This window comes from Neohoeflea coraliihabitans (assembly GCF_019334345.1).
In the GTDB taxonomy this organism is placed as follows: Bacteria; Pseudomonadota; Alphaproteobacteria; order Rhizobiales; family Rhizobiaceae; genus Pseudohoeflea; species Pseudohoeflea coraliihabitans.
This window is the reverse complement of sequence record NZ_JAHWQX010000002.1, coordinates 402204-425879: the sequence shown is the minus strand read 5'-3', so window position 1 is coordinate 425879 and position 23676 is coordinate 402204. Positions and strand designations below refer to the sequence as shown.

The window sequence follows — 23676 nt, the reverse complement described above, 5'->3', positions numbered from 1 at the left end:
GTGTGAGGACGCCATGGCTGCGAAAACGGAAACTCGGACCGGGAACGGTCCTGCGCTGGAGGTCGAGCGACGCCTGCTCATTGCCGGCATATGGCAACGCGGCAACGGCCCGACGCGCCAGGTGCTCGACAAATACACTTGTGCTGAACTCGCACCTCTCGAAACCGCCAGCGACGAGCAGATTGCCGCCGCTGTCGCGGCCGCTCACGCTGCATTTGAGGACGGCGCGCCGACCCCCTGGGAACGGGGTGAGATACTCGACCGCGCCGCCGCGCTGGTCGAGATACAGACGGGCATCCTCGTCCGCACGATGCAGGCGGAGGCCGGTTTCACCGAAGCCGACGCCGCCGGCGAGGTGAAGCGGTGTATCCAGACGCTGAAACTGTCGGCGGAGGAGGCGCGCCGGCTCAAGGGCGATGTGGTGCCGCTCGAAGGCGCACCGGGTCAAGCTGGACGGCTGGCTTTCACCCTGCGCCTGCCGATCGGCGTCGTGGCGGCAATTACGCCGTTCAACTCTCCGCTCAACACCGTCACACACAAGCTCGCTCCGGCCTTTGCCGCCGGCAACCCGGTGGTTCTAAAGCCATCAAGCAACACGCCCTTCACCGCTGCCAAGCTCTGCGAAATTCTGGTCGAGGCGGGGATGCCGGATGGTTTCCTCTCCCTCGTTCACGGGGGCGCGGAGGTTGCGCGTACCCTGCTGGCCGATCAGCGAATCCGGTTTTTCGCATTTACCGGGTCAACCGAGGTCGGGCGCGAGATTCAGCGCTCAGCCGGCCTGCGCCGCAGTCAGATGGAACTCGGCTCAATCGCATTTACCGTGCTTTGTGATGATGCCGATCTCGACCGCGCGCTGCCTAAGATCGCTTCGGCGGGCTATCGCAAGGCGGGGCAGGTCTGTACCTCCGTGCAGATCCTGCTGGTTCATGAGGCGATCGCCGACCAGGTCGAGCAACGCTTGGCTCCACTGGTTGCCGATCTTCCCTATGGTGATCCACATCAATCGGAAACGGTCGTCGGGCCGCTGATCAGCGAGGGCGATGCCAAGCGCATCGCGAACTGGATTGAAGATGCGGTTGCGGGCGGGGCGCGCAAACTGGCCGGCGGCGATCGTCAGGGGACGGTGGTGCCGCCAACATTGCTGGCCGACATCAACCCGGAAATGGCCGTGGGGTGCCGCGAAATCTTCGGACCGGTCGTATGTATTGAGAGGTTCTCGAGACTCGATGAGGCCATAGCGCGGGTCAATTCCACGCCCTACGGGCTTGCCACCGGCCTGTTCACCAATGGGCTGGACGCGGCACTCGCTTCGGCCCGCCGGATGCGTGTCGGCGGCGTGCATATCAACGAAACATCCAGTTCTCGTGTTGATCTGATGCCCTATGGCGGCTCAAAGGACAGCGGCTTTGGCCGGGAAGGTCCGCATTACGCCATCCAGGAAATGACCGAGGAACGAATCATCACCATCACCGCCTGAGCGCGGCATGGATGCAAGACATCAAACGACAGCGCATGAGGACATGTCATGACCAAAAAAACTGCTCTAGTATTCGGCGGATCGCGCGGAATCGGCGAGGCCTGCATCACGGCGCTGGCCGACGCCGGATTTGATGTGGCCTATACCTATGTCAGCCAACAGCCGGCGGAGCAGCTGCGCCATGCCGACGCGACAATTCGGGCTTATCAGGCTGATATCACCGATGCCGGCAGCGTCACAAATGCGTTCGAGGCCGTCAAAAGTGATTTCGGTGCAGCGCCGCTGTGTGTCGTCGCCAATGCCGGCATCAATGTTCCTCCCGCCCCGCTTGCGCAGTTCGACGCCGACAATTTCCGCCGTCTCGTGGAAGTCAATATTGTCGGTGCGTTCAATGTCCTCGCGGAAGCAGCGCGGCAAGTGCCGGACAATGGCACGATCATAGCCCTGACCACCTCGCTGGTGCGCCACGCAGTGCCCGGGGTTGGCCCCTACAGCGCCACCAAGGCGGCTGTCGAATGCCTGGTGCGCTCAATGGCGAAGGAATTGGCGCCGCGCGGCATACGCGTCAACGCGGTGGCTCCGGGTCCCGTCGACACGGATCTCTTTCGTGCCGGCAAGGACGAGGCGGCGCTTCAGCGGTCAGCCTCGATGAGCCCGCTTGGGCGCGTCGGACAGCCAGCGGAGATCGCCGAAGTGGTGGCCTTTCTTGCTTCGCAGCGGGCCAGCTGGATACACGGCCAGATCGTGCAGCCCAATGGCGGCCTGATCTAGGCTTTCTCGGTCGAAAGGGCGTTCGCGTTCATGGGTTCCCGCGTATTGATAACCGGCGCCGCTGGCCTCCTCGGTCGTTATGTCGTCAATGAGTGCGTTGCAAACGGTTATTCGGTGCGCGGCTTCGACAGACAGCGCGGCGATGCCGGAATTGACTGGCACATCGGCGACGTTACCGATCCGGTGGCCGTGCGCACCGCTGTCGAGGATATGGACGCAATACTGCATATTGCCGCCGTTCCGAACATATGGTCCGGCGACGGCCGGACGATAATGCAGGTCAATGTGCAGGGGACATATACAGTCCTTGAAGCGGCAGAAGCGGCTGGGGTTGGCCGTTTCGTCTTTTGCTCCAGCGATTCCGTCGCCGGCTACACCGTCCGCGAAGGCAGGATGCTCGCGCCGCTCTATGCGCCGATCGACCTCGATCATCCCCTGCAGGCAACCGACCCCTACGCCATCAGCAAGATCCTGGGTGAGGACCTTGTCCGTGCCTATGTGTTGCGCGGACTTTCGGCGGTGGCGTTGCGCACGGTGTTCATCGCCTATCCGGAAATGGCGGCAGAGATCGAGGCCCGCGCGAAAGATCCGCACAACTATCGTGGACCTGCCGCAGGCGGCCCCTCTTCGGCGGGAGGCGGACCCCTGTATCACCATATCGACCCGCGGGACGTGGCCCGGGCGTTTCGCCTGGCACTGCAAATGTCCATGCCGAGCCCTCGCTATGAGTGTTTCTACCTGTCCTCGACAGTCACCCTGTCGCCGGAACCGACATTGGACCGGTTGCAGCGTCTGCATGGGGGAACGATCGAAATTCGCAACCGTGCCGTCTACGAGAATGAGCCCTTCGCGCCGCTCTACGACCTGACGCACGCTGCCCGAGGGCTCGGCTTTACCGCCCGTTACGATCAGAGACATCTGATCACTGGGGACAACCGGTCTGAAGAACGCGCCGGACGAGAATGATCACCAGTCAGTTGCAATGAGGAAAACACAATGAGCCGGACAATATTGGTAACAGGCGGCTGCGGCTGGCTCGGCTCGGCGGTCGTGCGTGCTCTGCTGGCCCGGGGGGATCGGGTGATCGCCACGGATCTTTCTATTCCACCGGCGATGCAGCTGCTCGCCGGGCGCGAGAGCGGCTTGACGCTGGAACAGGCTGATCTCGGGGAGTGGGCCGCGCTGCTGCGTGTGTTTGAGCGGCACAGAATCGATGCAGTGGTCCACGCCGCAGCCATCGTCGGCGTGTTGCAGACCGCTGACATTCCGCTCAAGGCGATGCAGGCCAATGTCGGCAACGCGGTCAACCTGTTCGAGGCAATGCGGCTGAAGGGCGTTAGGCGTATTGTGCATGTCAGCACCGAAGAGACCTATGGCGATTTCCTCGCGCCGGTGATTGATGAGGATCATCCGCAGAGGCCGGTCAGTGTCTATGGTCTCACCAAGCTCGCCGCCGAGCATTACGGGCTGGTCTATTCACGCAATCATGGCCTCGAATGCATCAATGTGCGCACCTGCTGGGTTTACGGTCCGCATTTGCCGCGTCTGCGCCTGCCACGCACCTTCATCGAGGCCGCGCTGCGCGGCGAGCCGTTCCATCAGGACGACGGTGCACATTTTGCGGTGGATCAGGTCTATATCGATGATACGGTGGCCGGAGTGCTTCTGGCGCTCGACAAGCCTGAACATCGCTTCCATGCGTACAACATTGCAACCGGAGTGGCGTCATCGATAGCGCAAGTGGCCGAGGCGGTTAACACTGCGATCCCCGGCGCGCAAATCACCGTCGGCGACAGCGGCGGCAAGTACAAGCTCGAACATATTGTCAGCGCCGAAAAGGGTGCACTGGATATCAGCCGCGCGAAGTCCGAACTTGGCTACCGGCCGCAGTATGATCTCCAGCGCGGCATCCAGGCGACCATCGATGCAACGCGTGCCGGCAATCCTGACGGCTAATCACTTTCGCCGGTATCCGTCCCTCCTCTTGGCGCACTGCCGTGATACCCAGCGCGGATGCATCCAAGAAAAACGGTCTGCCCGGGTGCAGAGCCTTGCCCAACCGCGGGTTGCGGTATAGAAACGATTTTATTACAAAGCGATCACGGGAGATATGGGTGGTGGGTCGCAAGAAAATCACCATCAAGGATGTGGCGCGGGAATCCGGCCTCGCGCTGTCCACAGTGTCGAATGCCCTGGCCGGAAAAGCGCTCGTCAGGCCGGAAACCCGCAGTCATGTCGTGGCGGTGGCGCAAAAACTTGGCTATCGCGCGTCCATCGCAGCCCGCACGCTCAGATCGCAGCGCAGCTATGCCATCGGCGTGCTGATCGAGGATGTGGCCAACCCGTCCGCCTCCGCCTTCGTCAGGGGCGTCGAGGATGTCGTCAACCGCGCCGGCTGCACGCTGCTGCTGGCCAATACCGACGGCGATCTTGAGCGGCAGGTGGCTGCCATGAACACCCTTCTGGACCGTGACGTTGATGGTCTCGTTCTCATTTCCCAGCACCTGGCGGATGCCCGGATTCGCGAAATACTCGGCGGAGACGTACCAGCGGTTCTCGTGCAGCGGTGCGATCCTGACCTCGATCTGGACTATGTCGGTGGGGACAATTCCGACGGCATCCTCGAAGCGCTGCGCTATGTGCATGGGCTCGGGCATCGCCGCATCGGTTTTCTGACCGGGCCGCGTGTCTCCAGCTCCGCGCGGGAACGCCTCGAGGCGTTCCGCAGGGGCGTCGATGAACTCGGACTCGAGGATGCCGAAAGCCTGACCTATGAGGGGCGGTACAGCCTCGAAGCCGGCATGGAGGCCGCCGGCTTTTTCTCCGGCATGCGACGCCCGCCCACATGCATCCTCGCCAGCAACGACATGAGCGCCATTGGCCTGATCCAGGGTCTCGGCGAACGCGGGCTGGATGTGCCGAAGGATATTTCGGTTGTCGGACTCGATGATATCGAGCTGGCGCGCATCAAGGCGATCGATCTCACAACCATTCGCCTTGAGAAGCGCAATATCGGCGCCGAAGCTGCTGCCCTGTTGCTGCGGCGGATCGATACACCGGAAGCCCCTGCTGCCAGGGTAATCGTGCCCACCAAGCTGATCGTCAGGGGAACGACGGCCCCGGTCGTCAGCAGCTGATTGCACAAAAAGTTTCGCGAAAGGGATTGACGCCCTCCGCATTCGCGAAATAAAAACGTTTCGAAAATTCGTTTTATACGGCGCGCGAATGGAGGTGCGCGCACGGGGAGGGGCTATCCTGATGTCGTTTCTGCACGAGTGCGCGCTGACCAGTGCGCCGTTTCCCTCGTCGGCCCTCGTGCCGCATCAGGACCATCAGCTGTTCCCCGCGCCATCAGGAAAATCTCAGGGGTCTCCGTGCCCCCACGTCGGAGTTACGCAGTCATGAATCTACCTTATGCGGCCAAGGCCAATGCCAGCGGCGCCCATGTTTTCGCGGCCGCTCTCAAACGGCATGGCGTCGAGGTGATCTTCGGTCAGTCGATCCCCTCCGCGCTGTTTCTTGCCGCGCCGGAATATGGCATCCGGCAGGTCGGATACCGCACCGAGAATGCCGGAGCGGCGATGGCCGACGCCTATGCGCGGGTGAGCCACAAGGTGCCGGTGGTGACCGGGCAGAACGGTCCGGCCGCGACTTTGCTGGTCGCGGGTCTTGCCGAAGCCTTCAAGGCGTCGATCCCCGTGGTTGCCATCGTGCAGGATGTGCATCGAGCCATGACCGATCGAAATGCCTTCCAGGAGCTCGATCATCTCGAGCTGTTCAAAGGCGTGTCGAAATGGGTCCGGCGCGTCAGCGAAACGTCGCGCATCGACGACTATGTCGACATGGCTTTCACCGCCGCGGCTTCCGGGCGACCGGGACCGGCGGTTCTGATCGCGCCGATCGACATGTTCGATGAGATCGCGGACCGCTACGAACATCCGCGCCGTGCCGATCTGGGCACCTTTCCGCTGGACCGGATGGGCGCCGACCCGGAAGCTATTTCTCGCGCCGCCGACCTGCTGCTTGCTGCGAAGCGGCCGATTGTCATCGCCGGAGGTGGTGTGCATGTCTCCGGGGCCTGCGAGGCGCTGGCAAAGCTGCAGGAGACCGCCGCGCTGCCAGTGGCGACAACCGCGATGGGTAAAGGCACGATTCTCGAAACCCATCCGCTGTCGCTTGGACCGGTCGGCTATTTCATGGGCACCCGCGGGCGCTGCAAATACCTGCGCGATATGGTCGCCGATGCTGACGTCGTCCTGCTGGTCGGCAATCGAACGAACCAGAACGGAACCGATAGCTGGCAGCTCTATCCCAAGGGAGCGCAATACATACACATCGACATCGATCCCCAGGAGATCGGTCGCAACTATGAAGCCGATGTCCGGATCGTCGCCGATGCACGCCTGGCGCTGGAGGCGCTCGCAGCCGAGATCGCCGGGCGCGACCGCAGTCAGCGCGAAGGCGCCCGTGCCGCGGTGGAGGAGCAGATTGCCGCCGGGCTCTCTTCGCATCGCCAGGAGCTTGATGCCCTTGCGGTTGATCGGGACGGCCCATTGCGGCCAGAGGGCGTAATGCGTGACCTCGACGGCCTGCTGCGTGCCAATGACATCGTGGTCGCGGACGCCAGCTACTCGTCCATCTGGGTCGCCAACTTTCTCACCATACGTCAGGCCGGGCAGCGCATTCTCACGCCGCGCGGACTGGCGGGGCTTGGCTGGGGCCTTCCCTATGCCATCGGCGCCAAGGCGGCGCGTCCGGACGCGCGCGTTGTCGGTCTGGTCGGCGATGGCGGCTTTGCGCATGTCTGGTCCGAGCTCGAAACCTCGCGGCGAATGGGTCTGCCGGTAACACTGATCGTCCTCAACAACCAGATCCTTGGCTACCAGAAACATGCTGAGAAGGTGATCTGGGGCGACCATAGCGACGTAGTTGATTTCAACGCTGTCGATCATGCCGCGATCGCCCGCGCCTGCGGTCTGCAAGGCGTGCGGGTCGAGCGGCAGGCGGAATTCTTGCCGGCGCTGGAAAAGGCCATGGCAGCCGATCTCACCACTGTCATTGACGTGGTGACCGACGAAAGGGCCTATCCGCCAATCACCATGTTCGAGGATGAGCAAAGCCTGAACTACTAACGGCGGCGGAGGAGCGCAGCGATGAAAAAATTGATCAATGATCCCCGGAACTACGTCCCGGAAATGCTCGAAGGTCTGGTCTCCGCCTACCCTAGCCTGGTCTTGGGCGGCGAAAGCGGCCGCTGCATCTCGCGCAGCACGCCGGCGCGCAGTGGCAAGGTCGGGATAGCCACGGGTGGAGGGTCCGGGCACCTGCCGTTGTTCACAGGCTATGTTGGCGACGGGTTGCTTGATGCCTGTGCCATCGGCAACGTGTTCGAGGGCCCGAGTGTCCAGTCCTGTGTCGATGCCATCCGCGCCGCCGATCACGGTGCCGGCGTCCTGTGCCTCTTTGGCAACTATGGCGGCGACCGGATGAATTTCGAGATGGCCGCCGAGATGGTCGAACTCGATGAAATTGTCACCGAAACCGTGCTCGGGGCCGACGATGTCGCCAGCGCGCCGCCGGAAGAGGCGGAAAAGCGCCGCGGCGTCGCCGGCATCGTGCTGCTCTACAAGGTCGCCGGTGCGGCCGCCGAAGAGGGGCGTTCGCTGGCGGATGTTGCCGAAGTCACGCGCAAGGCGGCGGCTCAAACCCGCTCCATCGGCGTGGCCTTGTCGCCTTGCCGGGTGCCGACCGCTTCCAAGCCGAATTTCGAGCTGGGCGATTCCGAAATGGAAATGGGCATGGGAATCCACGGAGAGCCTGGTATTTGGCGTGCGCCGGTTGCCAGCGCCGACGAGGTCGCCGACGACATGCTCGACCGTCTGCTGGCCGAATTGCAGCCCCCACCCGGCAGCCGCCTGGTGGCCCTCGTCAACGGCCTGGGAGCCACGCCGCTCGAAGAACTCTTCATCCTCTACCGGCGCGTGGCAGCGCGTCTGGCTGAGCGGGACATGCAGATCATTGCGCCGCTGGTCGGCAATTACGTCACCTCCATGGAAATGGCCGGCGCCTCCCTGTCGCTCATGGTGCTGGACGAGGAACTCGAACGCCTGATCCGCGCGCCGGCCTGCTGCCCGTTCTGGCAGGTCTCGCCATGACGGTCACGACCCAGGACCTCGCTGGCCTCGTGGCCCGGATGCACCAGGCGGCGCAGTCGGCGGAGCAGCGTCTGAATGAAGCGGATGCAAGGCTCGGCGACGGCGATACCGGCTCGATGCTCACGCGCATCATGGCCGCCATGTCCGAAGTCGACCTTGCCGCGGCTGATGATCTGGCGTCCGGCGCCTCGACGCTCGCCCAGGCCACGATGAAACAGACCGGCTCCAGCCTCGGCACGCTGGTCGTGACGGCGCTGATGTCGCTGGCCAAGCAGGCCAAGGCAAATGGCGGCGACCTGCAGCAGGACCAGATAGCGGAAACGGTGGGCGGCATGCGCGATGCGGTGGCCGCGCGCGGCAAGGCGCAGGAAGGGGACAAGACCGTACTCGACAGCCTGGCAGCCATTGCCAAGGCGCTTGAAGGCGGGCCGGTCACCCTTCAGACGGCCTCGCGCGCCGCAAAAACGGCTCTCGATGAATTTCGCGACCGGCAGTGCCGGATCGGACGCGCCCGCATGTTCCCGGAACGCAGCATCGGCGCCGATGATCCGGGCATGCTGGCGCTCGCGCTGTTGCTCGACAACAAGGAGATGGACGATGTCGCACGCACATGACAAGCGGCCGGAGCCTGCCGCATCAAGCGTCAAGCAGCCTGCCCCGTGGCGCGACCTGACCGATCCTCGGCGGGCGGTTGAGGTGGAGGATCTCGAGGCGGGTCTGAAAGAACCGATTTTCGAGAATCTCGAAATTCCTGAGAAGCTCGGTCCGGTGACCATCACCGTCGATGATCACAAGATAAAGCGGTTTGCCTTCACGCAGAACGACTATAACCCCTGGGCCTTTGCAGAAAGTCCCTTTGACGGTCGCCGGATTGGCCATGCCGCCCTGCTGGGCAACGATCTGCTGCAACTCTTCACGCTGGTCTATGCCGGCTCCCAGACCGTCGGATTCCACACCGAAGAACAGATGTGGTTCGACAGCCCGGTCTATCTCGGCGAGCGGGTGACACTTTCGGGCACCTATGTCGAATCCTATCAGCGGCGCGGCCAGGGCTACGTCGTGATGGAGGCGCAGGCGGTCGGCGAAGACGGCCGCTCGATCATCCGGCATCGGGGTGTGGAGATCCTGCGCACGATGCCGGGCACCCTTGCCGGACGCGGCAGCAGCACGCCAGAGCGCAGGGTCACCGGCGAGTTGCCGGAACACACCCGCAAGGTCGACGGGTTTGGACCCGACAGCCAGCCTGGCGACGTGCTGACCGGCTTTGAGAAAATCATTGCCGCCGAGCAGGCGGCCGTGTTCTCGCGGATCGGAGAATATGTGCGCAATGTGCACAGCGATCTGCAGACGGCGCGCGGAGGCGGGTTGCGGGTGCCGATCGTGCAGGGGCAGCAGCAGGTCAGCGTGCTGAGTGAATGCCTCACGGGCGCTTTCGGCAAGTCCTGGTTCACCGCCGGTTGGCTGCGGGTCAAGTTTCTCAACACGATCGAAGTGTTTGAACCGATGAGCGCCACGGCACTCGTCACCGATGTCAAAAAGGGACCGGATGGCACCAGGATCGAGTTGGAAGTCTGGATTCGCCGGCTGTGCGACGGAAAGCTGACCACGGTCGGCTGGGCAAGTTGCACGGTGCCGGATCAAGACGAGCCGCAACCATCTGAAACCGCTGGATAGGAAATGGCCCCGCAGCCTGTGGGCGCGGGCGCAAACGCTGCCGCTGCCGCTCCGGCGGCGGCAATCACTGGGACAAGTCCCGAATTTCAAAGGAGGAGAAGAGAAAATGAATATCGAACTTCGTCACAAGGGCCGCAAGGCTTTCGCTGCCAGCATTTTCGCGCTGGCGATGGGCACGATGGCCCCTCAGGCCATGGCAGACACCTACAATATTCGCCTGTCGAACCTGTATCCCGAAAACCATCCGATGTGCATTCAGACAAACAACTTTGCCAAGTTCGTCGAGGAAGGCACTGACGGCAACGTCAAGGTTGAAGTCTACTGCAACAATCAGCTCGGCAATGAGCGCGAGGCCTCTGAAGGCGTGCGCCGCGGTTCGCTTGAGATGGTGATGAGCGGCGGCGGCGGCCTCGGACGCTTCGTTCCTGAGTTCTACACGCTGGAACTGCCGTTCCTCTACCCCGAAACCCGGCGCATCAATGACGTGACCTGGGCGTTGATCGACGACATCAACGATCTCGCCAACAAGCGCGGCTTTGAAATCCTCGGTTTCGGCTATGAGGGACCGCGCAGCATCAACTCGGTGGAATCCTTTGACACACTGGCCGAGATGGAAAACTACAAGCTGCGCATCCCGGAAGCGCCGCTCTACGTCGGCATGGCAAAGGCACTCGGCGCGATCCCGACGCCCACTGCCTTCACCGAAGCCTACACATCGCTGCAGACGGGTGTCGCCGACGGCATGGAATCCGGGCCGAGCACGACCTACAACAACAAGTTCTTCGAGGTTGCACCCTACTATGTGCAGACAGAGCACATCGTCAATCCGTGCTACCTGGCCATCAATCTCGATTATTTCAATGCGTTGCCGGAAGAGTATCAGCAGGTGTTTCGCGATGCCGGCAAGCGCTCGACCGACATCATGCTGGAGGATGTCTTGAAGTCGAATGACGAGGTCATGGCCAAGATGAAGGATGAGGGTCTGACCGTCGTCGAACTGGCGCCGGGCGAAGCCGAAAAATTCCGCGACGTCCTCAAGCCTTTCTCCGAGGAATATGCCAAGAGCATCGGCGACGATGCCGTCAATCTGCTCGCCAAGATTCGTGAAGTCCTTGCAGAAGAGTAGAGCCAGACGGTCCGGCAGGCGCCCCGGCGGGGCCCTGTCGGCAGCCCGAGGCCTGCAGCCAAACCTGGCGGCAGTCTGAACGAAGGGCGGCGACCTTGCGGGCCGCCGTCCTTCAGCCGTAGGAGGAGAGACCCATGTCCTATCTCGTCAGAGTGCTCAAACCGATAATCGTCTTTCTTTTCCTGGCCATGGCGCTGATCACTTTCGTCGCGACGATGGCCCGGCTGTTTCCGGTGTTGCCCAGCATCTACTGGTCGGGTGAGGCCACGCGCTATCTCAATTTCTGGATCACCTGTCTTGGCATCGGAGTGGCGCTCCACACCGGGGCGCATTTCAGCCTGACAATCGTCATTGAGGCACTGCCGGCGCCGCTGCAGCGGATCGCGACGATCATCAGCCATGTCGGGGTGCTGATCCTCGCCGCCGTTCTCATCCATTTCGGCATCCAGATGATCACCTGGAACTTTGACCAGCTCTCCGCCGCAATGGAGATCCCCATGTCCTACATCTATGCCGGGATCCCGATCTGCGGTGCGCTCGTGTTTCTCCAATCCTCCATCTTTCTGGTCAGGGCCCTGCTCGGCAAGGAAATCCGCCCGGCAGCCGAGGACGTCTCGCTATGACGATTACCATCCTGTTCATCAGTTTCTTTGCGCTTCTTGCGCTCGGCATGCCGATCGCGTTCGCCGTCGGTGTGGCGTCGCTCCTGATCATCGCACTTGATCCGACATTGCTCGCCTACATCGTGACCTCGAAATTTTTCGCCGGCATCGACTCCTTCACCTTGCTCGCAATCCCGTTCTTCATCTTCGCCGGTGAACTCTGTACGGAAAGCGGGCTGACTGCGCGCATCGTCCATTTCGCGAATGTCCTTGTCGGGCGCTTCTTCCGCGTCGGACTGGCCTATGTGAACATCCTCTCGAGCATGATCTTCGCCGGTGTGTCCGGCTCGATCACGGCTGATAGCGCCGCGATGGGCTCATTGCTGATCCCGTCGATGAAGAAGGAGGGCTATGATTCGGATTACGCGGTCGCGGTCACGGCGACATCGGGAACGATCGGGGCCCTGATCCCGCCCTCCATTCTCATGGTCCTGTACGGCTCGCTCACCAGCCTCTCGGTGGGTCAGCTCTTTCTTGGCGGAATTGTCCCCGGCTTTCTCTTCGGGGCGACCCTGATGATCGTGGCCTATGTGGTCGGGCGGCTGCGCGGCTATGACTTTCGTATCTCGGACGTCGCCGGCGCATCCGAAGGCCCCTACTGGAAAGAGCTGCTGCGTGCCTTCCGTTCCGCCTCGATCGCGCTGATCATCCCGCTGATCATCGTCGGCGGCATCGTCGGCGGATTTGCGACTCCGACCGAGGCCGGCGTTCTCGCCGTCGCCTGCGCATTGATCGCGGGACTGTTCTTCTACCGCACCCTGAGCTGGCGCAGGATTTACGAGGCGTCGTATCGCACCGCCCTTCTGACCGCCGTCGTCATGGCGATCATTGCCTTCTCGACCCTGTTTTCCGACATTCTCACGCGCAACGATTTCCAGAACTGGCTGCTTGGAAATATCGGCATGGTGAGCGAGAACCGCTACGTCTACCTGACGCTGATCCTGCTGATGCTTTTCGTCCTGGGCTTTGTTCTCGACGTGACAGCCATGCTGATCATGTTCGCCGCACCGCTTTCGGCCATCGGCCTGACGCTTGGTTTCGATCCTATTCACTTCGGGGTCATTATCGTCATGGTCTCGCTCCTTGGCGCCTGCACGCCGCCCGTCGGCACCCTGCTGCTGATCGGGTGCAGCATCGCCAACATCCCGCTGACCCGCGTTGTCGGGACAGTCGCGTGGTTTGTGGGCGCGCAGCTCCTCGTCTGCATTTTCCTGATGTTCGTCCCGGAGGCGGTCACCTTCGTTCCCAACCTCGTGTTCAACAGGTAATCCGCCGACCCGCACGCAGTTCTGAAAGATTTGAAAGTCGTCCCATGCAAGCATTGAAGAATTTGAAGGTCCTCGATCTCTCGCGCTACATCGCCGGTCCGAACTGCGGCATGATCCTTGGTGATCAGGGCGCCGACGTCATCAAGGTCGAAAGCCCCGGTCGCGGCGAGGAAACCCGGCTGCTGCCGCCGAAGATCGGCGATCACGCCATTTACCCGCTTGTCTTCAACCGCAATAAGCGGGCCATGACGCTCAACTTCCGCAACCCCGAGGGACAGAAGCTGTTGCGCCAGCTCATTGCCGAGGCCGATGTGGTGATCGAGAATTTCCGCCCAGGAACCCTCGAGAAGATGGGGTGTGACTGGGAGACATTGAAAGCGCTGAACGAGCGGCTGATCCTCGTGCGGATTTCCGGCTACGGTCAAACCGGACCATGGGGAAGCAAGCCATGCTTTGATGCCATCGCCCAGGCCGCCGGCGGACTGATGGAAATAACCGGCGAGGCGGGGCGCGCCCCCATGCCGGCGGGCACCTTCATCGCCGACTATGTGACCTCCCTTTACGCCTGCATCGGGATTTTGTCTGCCGTCGAGGCGCGCCATTCCACGGGCAGGGGGCAACTGGTCGATCTGGCGATGCTCGACTGCACGATCTCGCTGCTCATGACGGCGATCCCGGAATTCGCATTGATGGGACGGGAGATGACGCGCGGCGGCAGCCGCGACCGCTACTCCACTCCGGCCGCGAATTTCGAATGCAAGGATGGCCGGTGGGTGCATATCAATGCCGGCAGCGACAGCCTGTTTCCGCGCTTTGCGGCGGCGACCGGGCTGGCGCATCTGCTCGAAGACCCGAAATTTTCCACCAACGCCGCCCGCATGGAGCGCATCTCCGAGGTGGAGGCGATCGTCTCGGGATGGACCGTGGCGCGCGACTCCGACGCGGTCCTTGCGACCATGGACGAGGCCGGGGTGCCCTGCGCCCGTGTCGCCAGCATGAGCGAAATCTTCGAGAATGAGCAGTTGCGCTCCCGCGGGCAGCTGATGGAGGTGGACAATCCGGCCTACGGCAAGCTGACCATGGCAGGCATTCCGGTCCGCCTTAGCGACACGCCGGGAGAGTTGCGTCACGCGCCGCCGGTGGTCGGCCAGCACACGGCCGAAGTCCTGCGCGACTGGCTGCAGCTCGATGACCAGGCGGTCGAAAATCTGCGCCAGGCCGAAGCGATCTGAGTGGCCCTTGCACTTGGGCCGCGTCGGTGCCGCAGGACGGCGAAGCTCAAGTGCTACGGCCCCCTAGTGGGTCACAGTCCCAAACCGCTAATGTGAATCCAGTGATCTGGTCCCCAGGAAGTTCGATTTGCCGGTATCCAGATCGACATTGAGCCCGTGCAGGACCGCCTGTTCCAAGACAACATTGACAAGATATTCATCTGAAAATTTCGACTGCGGCACAGCTTCGCGAATGGCTGCCACGGCGCGTTTCACTGAAACGACTGAATCCCTGGGATCGCACAGGGCAAAATGGCTGATCAGAGCTTCCAGGGCAGCTTGAGAGGCAGGATAAACAATAAGACCGTTCCACGGCATGTCTGACCTCCCTTCGTTCCGGCCACCATCAATTCTGATTTTCGCCCGTTCACACATCATACCTGCATTGTGCAGCGAGTTTAAGCTCCATTGACCCGTGATCACTGCTGGGTCTGATACCGTACCCAACGGTCGAAACACTTGCGTACTTGCTTATAAAGACGCAGATTCGACCATCGTTTGCTGACTTACGGGGCGCGAACGGCTGAGGGACATAATTGCTCTTGCCCTGTCACGGGAGAGAGTGATGTCTCATATCGAGCAATCCCTTGTGCGCAACCGTCTGTTGGCGTTGCTTGATGTAGATGACTTTCACCAGCTTTCACCGCACCTGCAGCCGGTCGAACTTCCGCAGAGGTTTGAACTGGCGCGCGCCGGTACAACAATCGATTATGCTTATTTCCTGGACAGCGGTATCGGATCGATCGTGGCGGAGTCTCCCGAAGGACAGCGCGTAGAAGCGGGGCTGTTCGGCTTTGACGGGTTCGCCCCCGTTACACTCCTGCTGGAATCTGAGAACAACGGCTTCGACATCTTCATGCAGTTGCCCGGTCACGGCTACAGGATCGAGGCCTCCGTGTTCGGTCAACAACTGGCTGCTCTCCCGCGCTTTGAGAAACTGCTCCGCCGCTATGTGCAGACCCTCACCACGCAAACGGCCTTCACCGCACTTTCGAACGCCGTTCACCACATTGACGAGCGCTTGGCGCGATGGCTCTTGATGTGCCACGACCGTGTGGAAGGGGATGAAATCGCCATCACGCACGAGTTCTTGTCCTTGATGCTGGCGGTGCGCAGACCGAGTGTAACGACCGCGCTTCACGTGCTTGAAGGCAATCTGTTCATCAAGAACCTGCGCGGCACCATCATCATCCGCGACCGGGACATGCTTGAAGCTTTTGCCGCCGATGTCTACGGCAAGCCGGAAGAAGAATACCGGCGTCTGATAGGTCGCTACGGCAAATCCAAGACGTGGGGCTGATCAACGCCGACTGAGGCAAGCCGGCGCTTGCCCTCGCATCCACATGGTCGAAGACCGAAGCCAATTTCTCCTCGCCCTCGCCCCTGCCGTTCGTCGACGTGCCTTTGCCGTCGTTCAAGCGGCTTCCATCGGCTTGATCGCGGAGACGTCCACCCTTGGGCGTGCGTCGGCAATATCGCGGGCACGCTGCAGGTTGAGCCAAAATTCCGGTGTATTGCCGAAGAAGGCTGACAGCCGCAGGGCGGTGTCAGCCGTCAATGCCGTCTCTCCCTTCACCAGGCGCTCAATGCGTGTGCGCGGTACGTTCAGGCGCCGCGCCAATGCACCGGCGCTGATGTCGAGAGACTCCAAAAACAGCTCCCGCAGCACTTCCCCAGGATGAACTGGATTGCTGATAATGCTCATGGTCGTACCACCGTGACAATCCACGATCTCAACGTCCGCCGGCCCCTGATCGGTCCAAACAAAACAAATGCGCCATTGCCGGTTGATGCGCACCGAATGCTGTCCCGAACGATCGCCGGACAACGCTTCAAGGCCATTGCCGGGCGGGAACCGCAGATCCTCCAGCACCATTGCTGCGTCTTCACCGCGCGGCGCGCCTTGCCGTCCTGGCATCGCGGGCGCTCCGCCGACGTACCGAAGCTCAATTCAAGCGTTCTCACCGCATATCGGCACTCGTCATGACAATGACAGGAGCCGGTGCTCTGGATCTGGATAGGAGGCGCAGCCACCAGACTGCGCGCTGTGACAGGCCGACGAAGGATTGGGGCTGGCGAAGCGTGTATGATTGTCGGTTCGAATAACTATCGACACTCATAAGCCATTGAAAATTCTTCAAAAAAAAATTAAACTATAAATTCTGCATGCGTACGGACCGCGCGTTGCTGGCACGCAGGCACCTTGACATCGTTCGGCGAAAGGTGCAACGATTTATCAAATACCTATTCTCGGCACCGAAAAGGCAAAATTTGAGCGGATCTGCTCGATGGCACAGTTGGATGCAAACCGGTCTGGTGACGTCTCGCTGTCTGCAGCACAAGGGGCTTCCTCGGCAAAAGTTCAGGGATGGCATCACCCTTGCCCTGAGTGTTTTCGGAGCCGAGAGGAATGCGAAGAACGCGACGAGATGAGAAGGAGTCGAACGCGATCTATCTGTCGGCCGGCGGATTGCGAAACCCGCGGCCTAAGGTGCAGATGACTTTATGTTTTCTTCGGATATTGAAAAAGCACGCAAATAATCACGTAAAACAGTCATGGAGAATACTGTGAATTTGGAAAACAAAGTCGTTTTGGTCACGGGCGGAGCTTCGGGCATCGGCGCAGCCATCACGCGACGCTTTGCAAGTGCCGGTGCAAAAGTTGCCCTTACCTACAATTCAAGCGAAGCCGAGGCGGAGGCTCTTCGTGATGAAATTGCGTCCTCCGGCGGCTCCATCCATCCTATGCAGGCGGATCTCAGTGACCCGCAGGTCGTTGCAGATACAGTCGCCGAGGTCGATGGGCGTTTCGGGTCGCTCGATATACTGGTCACCAACGCCGGAGGCCTTCTGCAGCGCAGCAGGGTGGTCGATACGCCGCTGTCGCTGTGGGAGAAAGCGCTCGCCCTCAATCTCACTTCTACACACCTTTGTTGTCAGGCGGCATTGAAGGTGATGGAGAAGAATCGGTCAGGCGCTATCGTGACCGTTGCTTCGCAGGCGGCTTTTGACGGCGGCGGCCACGGGGCTGCCCACTACGCCGCCAGCAAGGGGGCAATCGTGACCTACACAAGAGCATTGGCGAAAGACGTCGGGCAGTTGGGCATCCGGGTCAACGGTGTTGCCCCGGGACTGATCGCCACCCGTTTTCATGATGTATTTTCCACTTCCCAAGGGCGGCAGGCCACCGTAGAGAAGACCCCGTTGGGCCGTGAGGGACAGCCGGATGATGTCGCGGAAGTCGTCGTCTTTCTGTCCTCTGATGCGGCAAGATTCGTGACGGGCGAGACAATCCATGTCAATGGCGGGGCAGGGTTGTACTAGTCAGATAGCAGTGATGGCCGTGAAAGATAAAAAAACCAGCGCGACTATACTTGATGTGGCGAGGCAGGCGGGGGTCTCCCCGTCGAGCGTTTCAAATTATCTGAACGGCAATCATGCTCGCCTTGGCTTGAAAACGCGTCAGAGAATACAGACCGTTATCGACGAGTTGCGGTACCGGCCCAACAACGCCGCCCGGCAATTGAAGATCGGTCATTCTCCAATCATCGGGCTTTTGGTCCCAACAGTGGCAAACCCGTTTTTCGGAGAGCTTGCAGTGGAGGTCGAGCAGGCTGCCCAGGCTCATGGCTATCGGGTTTTGTTGTGCAACACTTTGCGCGACCGGCAACGCGAGCGTGAGTTTGCGGAGGAGCTCATAACGTTCGGTGTGCGCGGTCTCATCACGGCGTCTGCCCTCTCCGACCCCGAGTTGGTGAAAATTCTGCAGCGAACGCGGGTCGCGATGGTCGCACTTGATGTCACTCTTGCAGAGATTCAGTCGGAAAGAGTGGATGTCGTGACGATCGACAACATGGCGGCAACCCGCATGGCCGTGGATCACCTCGTCTCGCTCGGACATCGCCAAATCGCTTACGTGAACGCACCCAACCAAACCCTCAGCCGTTCGGCCCGCCTGGAAGGATTCCGCGAAGCGATCCGCCGGCACGGGTTGGCGGACGATACGGTTATCACTGTCGATCTGTCCGATGGAACGGCCGCATTCGGCGACACATCGATGCAGGCCATCGGTCGCAAAGCGGCCGCCGAAGTCCTGAAACTGGAAAGGCGACCGACGGCAATTGTCGCGTTGAACGATATAACCGCGCTCGGACTCATCGCCGAATTTCGCGAGGCTGGACTTAATCTTCCGCAAGATATTTCAATCGTCGGCATCGATGACATCAACATGGCGTCCTTGGCCTATCCGGCGTTGACGACCATACGGCAGCCCTTCGACAAGATAGCCAGCGCGGCTGTCGAGCTCGTTGATCGCAGATTTGAGGGTGAGGAAGGACCGGCGGTGGAAGAGATCATTGTTCCGAAGCTGGTCTGCCGGCAGTCTTCCGCCCCTCCGGGCAAATAGCACATTATCTGCTGCCAAGCGCCGCAACCTGTCCCGTGATCGCGATTTTCTCGGCATCAAATTTGCTGATCGCCCCGCCGAGCGCGCCGGTGGGCTGTGTGCATCCGTTTGGGGGGCGCCTTTCAGAAAGCCCCGGCCAATCTTGCAATTGAAGTTGCTTGACCTCGTCCGTGCCGCGGCATGGGGCAGGGTGAAGCGTCTTCCCGGGTAAGGACACGAGAGCCGCAGCCGCTCACTCGCGCACGTGTTTTCTGGCGCCGCGAACTTGACAGGACAAAAATTTAGTGTAACGATTTACCAATTCGCATATGGGAGGATAAAGCCTGCTATATCAGAGGTGTAACGTTTTTCCTGAGATCGGTTCAACGACACGTCAGATTTGCGTGGCGGGCATATGTCAATGCGAGGCGAACCTAGGGTTCGAACCAACGAAAAAATCCGTTCAAGGCGGAGCATTCAGACCAAGGGAGGAGTTCAGCATGAAATGTAGACAAGGTGGATTTTGGCTGTCGCTGATTGTATCGGCGTCGATCGTTTGTCTGGCCCCCGGCACAGCTGGGGCCCAGGAAGAAACGACACTCAAGTTTTGGACTTTTTTGGATCCAAATAAAAACGGTCCGCGTGAGAGCGCGTGGGCTCAAATTATCAAAACCTTCGAGGACGAGCATCCCGGGATCAAAATCCAGCCGGAAATTTTCCCTTGGAACGAGATTTCATCAAAGCTCATTGTCTCGGTTTCTGCCGGCCGCGGTCCGGATGTGACGCTGGTGGAGACCAACCTCCGGCAAACGCTGGCGCGCGGCAATATACTGGCGCCTCTTGATGAGTACATTGAGACCTGGGACGCGGGGGCGCTTGATGATTTCTATCATCCGCAGGAGCGTGTCTATGACGGGAAGACCTATGCGCTCAACATGTGGTCGAATGGGAGCGCTCTCTTCTACCGGAAGGATCTCTTCGATGAAGCGGGTCTGGAGCCACCGCGCTCGATGGACGAGTTCACGACCGCCGCGAAGGCGCTTACGGTCGATACCGATGGCGACGGCAAAATAGATCAGTGGGGTTTCGCGGAGGGGATCGCGCGCAGTCAACCATTCGCGCACCGCTTTCTTTTCCCGCTGATCTGGGCATCCGGCGAAACCATCATAGGGCCGGACGGCAAAGCGACGTTCAACAGTCCGGCGGGCGTCAAGGCGGTCCAGTCGTTCGTCGATCTTGTCAAGGTGCACGAAGCCATGCCGCCGGATGTGGTCAACCTCACTTATGACGAGAGACTGCAGGGGTTCATGGCAGGCAAATACGCGATGGCGATCGAAGGGATGCATCGCTATGAGCGAACCCAGACATCGCCCGTTATCGAAGGAAAGGTTGGGCTTGTTCCCATCCCGGGGTGGAGTGTCGACAAACCTGCCCCCACTCCTGTGACCGGCTGGGATATCGGCATTGGAGCGACCTCGGAGAACAAAGAGGCTGCCTGGGAATTTCTTTCCCACGCCTTGAGCTACGAGTCGCAACTTCTCAATGCAGAGGTTGCAGGCCAGGTGCCCGCCCGCAAGTCGGTGGCCGAAGATGCATTCTTTGAGTCCGAGGAGGGTGAGAACCTGAAATTCATCCTCGACTACATTGCGACGGCTTCAAGCGAATTCCCGCAGGCAACAAACCTGGATCTGCTTATCGAACTGTTCAATCTGGCGATTCAGGAAGCGATTCTTCGCGATGTGTCCGTGCAGCAAGCGCTCGATAACGCTGCATCCAAATACAACCGCAGCCTCTAGTCGCTGACGAGTAAGGAATCTCCCACATGACAATTCAGCATTCAGAAGTCTCTCATTCCACTGACGTACTCGTTGCAGGCGGTGGTATGGCGGGTATTGCGGCAGCAGTTGCCGCCGCACGTACCGGCGCTGAGGTCACTCTCGTGGAGAGAGGAGGGACGCTCGGCGGGGTCGCAACCGCCGGGCTCATGTGTTCCTTCATGGGCGTTGACAGGTCCATAATCGGCGGAATCATGTGGGAGTTTCTCGACCGCCTAAAAGCAGTTGGCGGTTCGATCGAAGGGCTTTACACGCCCTTCGATCCGGAATTGTTCAAAACAGTTGCCCTGGAAATGGTCTCCGAAGCTGGTGTGCGGCTCCTATTGCATTCCTGGGTCCTCGACTCCGTTGTCGAGAACCAGCGGATCGAAGGTGTTCGCTTCGTGACCAAATCCGGAATAAAAACCATCTCGGCAAAAGTCGTCGTTGATTGCACGGGCGACGGCGATGTGGCCGCTTCCGCTGGTGCGGCTTTTGAGTCCAGACGGCCCGACGGGAACGCCGGACAGCCGATGACCCTCATGTTTCGCATGGGCAATGTCGATACGAAGCAACTCATCGAATATTACAAGGCGAATCCCGACGAGTTTTACCAGGAGCCGATGAAGTGTCTTCTGGAAGAGGATCGCGACCCGCCATTGTTCGTGTTTGCCGGTTTCTTCAGTCTTATCAAAAAGGCAAAGGAGAGCGGCGGGCTGTATCTGGCCCGTGAATCGATGGGGCTTCAGGCGCTCCCCAACACAGGTCAGATCCTCGTCAATGCGACACGCGTGCAAGGTTTGGATGCGGTCGATGCAGGCGATCTGACGAAAGCAGAAGTCGATGCGCGAAAGCAGGCTGCTTCTGTTGTCCGTTTCATGAAGGACAACCTGCCGGGCTTCGCGGACGCTCACCTGATCGATACTGCTGCCTCAATCGGCGTGCGTGAATCGCGTCGCATCATAGGCCGGTATATGCTGACAAAAGAGGATATTCTCGCAGAACGGCGTTTCGAGAGTGCCGTGGCGCGAAATTTCTTTCCGATGGACAATCACGGGCCCGCCGAGAACCCAAACAGCCACAGTTGGACGGTCTTGCAGCCCGGAGGATTCTACGAAATCCCCTACAGCTGTCTCGTTCCGCAGGATCTGGATGGCATGCTGCTCGGGGGACGATGCATTTCCGCATCGCATGAAGCCCACGCTTCAACGCGTTCGATGCCGTGCTGCGTAGCAACTGGTCAAGCAGCAGGGACGGCTGCCGCCCTTTCAGCGCGGGGGAACGCAATTTCTCCTGCTGAACTGGACATTGAACAGTTGCGGACCACACTCGCAGCGCAAAACGTCGTTCTTTGACAGGCGGTTGCAGCTAGCCTGGCGCAGGGGTTCCCAATGTTTCCATATGTCTTGATCTTACCCGCTTCGGCGCTTGTTTTCGCCGTCGCTCTCTACCCGATGTTCTACGCATTTCACCTCAGTCTGCATGAATCCGCCCTGATGGTGACAGGGGAATTCGTCGGATTTGAAAATTACTGGCGGCTGATTTCCGATCCGGCCAGTTGGTGGAACATGACGGCGTCGCTCATCTTCGTAGCAGGCTCTGTGTTCCTCGCTGTGGGCCTGGGCCTGGCCTTGGCGCTCCTGCTGAACCAGCGAATTGCCTTCCGGACGACGTTCAGGACCGGGATCCTCGTGCCGTGGGTCGTCTCCCAAGTGGTCGCCGCAATGGTCTGGCGATGGTTGCTGAACGCGGATTACGGTCCGGTATCGATGGCCTTGCTGGATTTGGGGCTTCCAAGGCTCGATCCTCTTGGTGATCCGCGTTTTGCTATGGCTGCGCTGATCCTCACCAATGTATGGCGATCCGTGGCGTTCCCGATGATTTTGCTGCTTGCGGCGCTTCAAGGCATCCCGGAAAATCTTTACCGGGCCGCCCGGGTCGATGGAGTCTCCTGGTTCACGACGCTGACGCGGGTGACGATACCAATGCTGCGGCCAACGCTGCTTGTGTGTGTCATCGTCCTGACCCTGAGCGACTTCAATATCGTTGCTCTGCCCCTCGTATTAACCGGTGGCGGACCGTTGGACAGCACTGATTTGATCAGTCTTCGATTGTATCGTGAAGCATTCACTTACTTCAACATGGATACCGCTTCCGCAATCGCAATAATTTTGTTCTTCGTGAATGTGTTGCTCACATTTGCCTATCTTGCATCCATGAGGGGGCGGCGATGAAACCCTATATCCTGAGGCAAAAATTGCGGCATGGAATCCTTTTCCTGACGCTCAGCGGCATTACGGTCTTGATGCTCCTGCCCTTCATCTGGGTGATCATCACTTCGCTCAAGCCGGAATCGCAAGTGTATGTCTTTCCTCCGGAATGGGTGCCGAGTCCGGTTACTTTGGAGAATTACCAGGCCGTTTGGGCATCGAACATGCCACTCTACTTGTTCAACAGCACGATTGTGGCAGTCGGATCAATCATCTTGACTCTCATAGTCTCGATCCATGCGGCCTATGCGGTATCCAGGTTCAAGTTTCGTGGCATGAACGTGTTCATGTTTCTGCTCATTGCCAGTCATATGATTCCCGGGGTCGCGAACCTGGTTCCAACGTATCTCCTGGCGAGCAAGATGAACCTGCTCGACACCTACATTGTCCTGATCCTCGTTTACAGCATGTGGCAAACCCCCTTGGTGGTCTGGCTGATCCAAGGGTTTCTGCAAAACGTGCCGCAGTCGCTGGACAAGGCCGCAATGGTCGATGGCTATTCGAGGCTTGGCGCGATGTATCGGGTGGTGGTTCCCTTGAGCAAACCCGGTCTTGCTGCCGCGGCGATCGTTGTCTTCGTCTATGCGTGGAATGAATTTGTCATTGCGCTCACGCTTACATCAAGTGACGAGATGCGGTTGGCTCAGGTTGGGCTGAAATATTATATTTCACAATTCGGAATTCAATGGGGAGAGCTTACAGCTGCAGTTGTCCTGTCAACAATTCCAGTTCTTCTCCTGTTTATTCTTCTTCAGAAATGGTTCATCTACGGACTTACATCTGGGGCGATGAAAGGTTAGTAAA

General features: G+C 60.0%; 21 protein-coding genes and 2 pseudogenes. 20 read left to right on the top strand and 3 right to left on the bottom strand.

What is annotated here, in order from left to right; genetic code table 11:
* Positions 1-13: 13 nt before the first annotated feature.
* From KY465_RS08030 to KY465_RS07970, 13 genes are all read left to right on the top strand, one after another.
* Positions 14-1477 (top strand): aldehyde dehydrogenase family protein, encoded by a 1464-nt coding sequence (locus tag KY465_RS08030; protein ID WP_219201154.1) that lies wholly within the window; start codon positions 14-16, stop codon positions 1475-1477.
* 48 nt (positions 1478-1525) lie between these two features.
* The gene (locus KY465_RS08025; protein ID WP_219201153.1) at positions 1526-2248 is read left to right on the top strand and encodes an SDR family NAD(P)-dependent oxidoreductase; all 723 of its coding nucleotides are present in this window, start codon (positions 1526-1528) and stop codon (positions 2246-2248) included.
* A gap of 30 nt (positions 2249-2278) precedes the next feature.
* On the top strand, positions 2279-3214 hold the full coding sequence (locus tag KY465_RS08020) for an NAD-dependent epimerase/dehydratase family protein (RefSeq protein ID WP_219201152.1): 936 nt from the start codon (positions 2279-2281) through the stop codon (positions 3212-3214).
* A 30-nt stretch (positions 3215-3244) separates the two neighbouring features.
* The gene (locus KY465_RS08015) at positions 3245-4204 is read left to right on the top strand and encodes an NAD-dependent epimerase/dehydratase family protein (RefSeq protein ID WP_219201151.1); all 960 of its coding nucleotides are present in this window, start codon (positions 3245-3247) and stop codon (positions 4202-4204) included.
* A gap of 161 nt (positions 4205-4365) precedes the next feature.
* Positions 4366-5385: a LacI family DNA-binding transcriptional regulator gene (locus tag KY465_RS08010; RefSeq protein ID WP_219201150.1), complete on the top strand. Its 1020-nt coding sequence runs from the start codon at positions 4366-4368 to the stop codon at positions 5383-5385.
* A 264-nt stretch (positions 5386-5649) separates the two neighbouring features.
* Entirely contained in the window at positions 5650-7380 is a 1731-nt protein-coding gene (locus tag KY465_RS08005; RefSeq protein ID WP_219201149.1) for an acetolactate synthase catalytic subunit, read from the top strand.
* A gap of 21 nt (positions 7381-7401) precedes the next feature.
* Complete coding sequence (locus KY465_RS08000) at positions 7402-8403, top strand: dihydroxyacetone kinase subunit DhaK (RefSeq protein WP_219201148.1); 1002 nt, start codon at positions 7402-7404, stop codon at positions 8401-8403.
* Complete coding sequence (locus KY465_RS07995; protein ID WP_219201147.1) at positions 8400-9017, top strand: DAK2 domain-containing protein; 618 nt, start codon at positions 8400-8402, stop codon at positions 9015-9017. Before KY465_RS08000 ends, KY465_RS07995 begins: the two co-directional genes overlap by 4 nt.
* Entirely contained in the window at positions 9001-10077 is a 1077-nt protein-coding gene (locus KY465_RS07990; protein ID WP_219201146.1) for a MaoC family dehydratase, read from the top strand. Before KY465_RS07995 ends, KY465_RS07990 begins: the two co-directional genes overlap by 17 nt.
* Before the next feature lie 106 nt (positions 10078-10183).
* On the top strand, positions 10184-11203 hold the full coding sequence (locus KY465_RS07985; RefSeq protein WP_219201145.1) for a TRAP transporter substrate-binding protein: 1020 nt from the start codon (positions 10184-10186) through the stop codon (positions 11201-11203).
* A 134-nt stretch (positions 11204-11337) separates the two neighbouring features.
* Positions 11338-11826 carry a TRAP transporter small permease gene (locus KY465_RS07980; RefSeq protein WP_219201144.1) on the top strand — a complete coding sequence of 163 codons (489 nt, stop codon included), beginning with the start codon at positions 11338-11340 and terminating at the stop codon, positions 11824-11826.
* Complete coding sequence (locus tag KY465_RS07975) at positions 11823-13133, top strand: TRAP transporter large permease (protein WP_219201143.1); 1311 nt, start codon at positions 11823-11825, stop codon at positions 13131-13133. The genes KY465_RS07980 and KY465_RS07975 overlap by 4 nt, the downstream gene beginning before the upstream one ends.
* A gap of 44 nt (positions 13134-13177) precedes the next feature.
* The gene (locus tag KY465_RS07970; protein ID WP_219201142.1) at positions 13178-14365 is read left to right on the top strand and encodes a CaiB/BaiF CoA transferase family protein; all 1188 of its coding nucleotides are present in this window, start codon (positions 13178-13180) and stop codon (positions 14363-14365) included.
* Between the two features lie 87 nt (positions 14366-14452).
* Here KY465_RS07970 and KY465_RS07965 read toward each other — a convergent pair whose 3' ends face one another.
* Positions 14453-14722 carry a hypothetical protein gene (locus tag KY465_RS07965; RefSeq protein WP_219201141.1) on the bottom strand — a complete coding sequence of 90 codons (270 nt, stop codon included), beginning with the start codon at positions 14720-14722 and terminating at the stop codon, positions 14453-14455.
* Between the two features lie 247 nt (positions 14723-14969).
* On the opposite strand from KY465_RS07965, the gene KY465_RS07960 reads away from it, so the two are divergent.
* Positions 14970-15704: a Crp/Fnr family transcriptional regulator gene (locus KY465_RS07960; protein ID WP_219201140.1), complete on the top strand. Its 735-nt coding sequence runs from the start codon at positions 14970-14972 to the stop codon at positions 15702-15704.
* Positions 15705-15818: 114 nt separating this feature from the next.
* Here the strand turns inward: KY465_RS07960 and KY465_RS18650 are convergent.
* Together KY465_RS18650 and KY465_RS18645 are read right to left on the bottom strand one after the other, a co-directional pair.
* Positions 15819-16082 (bottom strand): annotated as a pseudogene (locus KY465_RS18650) (HigA family addiction module antitoxin); the annotation flags it as partial.
* A gap of 39 nt (positions 16083-16121) precedes the next feature.
* A pseudogene (locus KY465_RS18645) lies at positions 16122-16289 on the bottom strand (type II toxin-antitoxin system RelE/ParE family toxin); the annotation flags it as partial.
* Between the two features lie 671 nt (positions 16290-16960).
* Between KY465_RS18645 and KY465_RS07950 the strand changes: the two are divergent.
* From KY465_RS07950 to KY465_RS07925, 6 genes are all read left to right on the top strand, one after another.
* Entirely contained in the window at positions 16961-17728 is a 768-nt protein-coding gene (locus tag KY465_RS07950) for an SDR family NAD(P)-dependent oxidoreductase (RefSeq protein WP_219201138.1), read from the top strand.
* A 13-nt stretch (positions 17729-17741) separates the two neighbouring features.
* On the top strand, positions 17742-18809 hold the full coding sequence (locus tag KY465_RS07945) for a LacI family DNA-binding transcriptional regulator (RefSeq protein ID WP_219201137.1): 1068 nt from the start codon (positions 17742-17744) through the stop codon (positions 18807-18809).
* A 479-nt stretch (positions 18810-19288) separates the two neighbouring features.
* Positions 19289-20584, top strand: a complete 1296-nt coding sequence (locus KY465_RS07940; RefSeq protein ID WP_219201136.1) for an ABC transporter substrate-binding protein — start codon at positions 19289-19291, stop codon at positions 20582-20584.
* 26 nt (positions 20585-20610) lie between these two features.
* Positions 20611-21957, top strand: a complete 1347-nt coding sequence (locus tag KY465_RS07935; protein WP_219201135.1) for an FAD-dependent oxidoreductase — start codon at positions 20611-20613, stop codon at positions 21955-21957.
* A 36-nt stretch (positions 21958-21993) separates the two neighbouring features.
* Complete coding sequence (locus tag KY465_RS07930) at positions 21994-22836, top strand: carbohydrate ABC transporter permease (RefSeq protein ID WP_219201134.1); 843 nt, start codon at positions 21994-21996, stop codon at positions 22834-22836.
* A complete protein-coding gene (locus KY465_RS07925; RefSeq protein ID WP_219201133.1) occupies positions 22833-23672 on the top strand; it encodes a carbohydrate ABC transporter permease in 840 nt (279 codons plus the stop codon). The genes KY465_RS07930 and KY465_RS07925 overlap by 4 nt, the downstream gene beginning before the upstream one ends.
* The last annotated feature ends 4 nt before the right edge of the window (positions 23673-23676 follow it).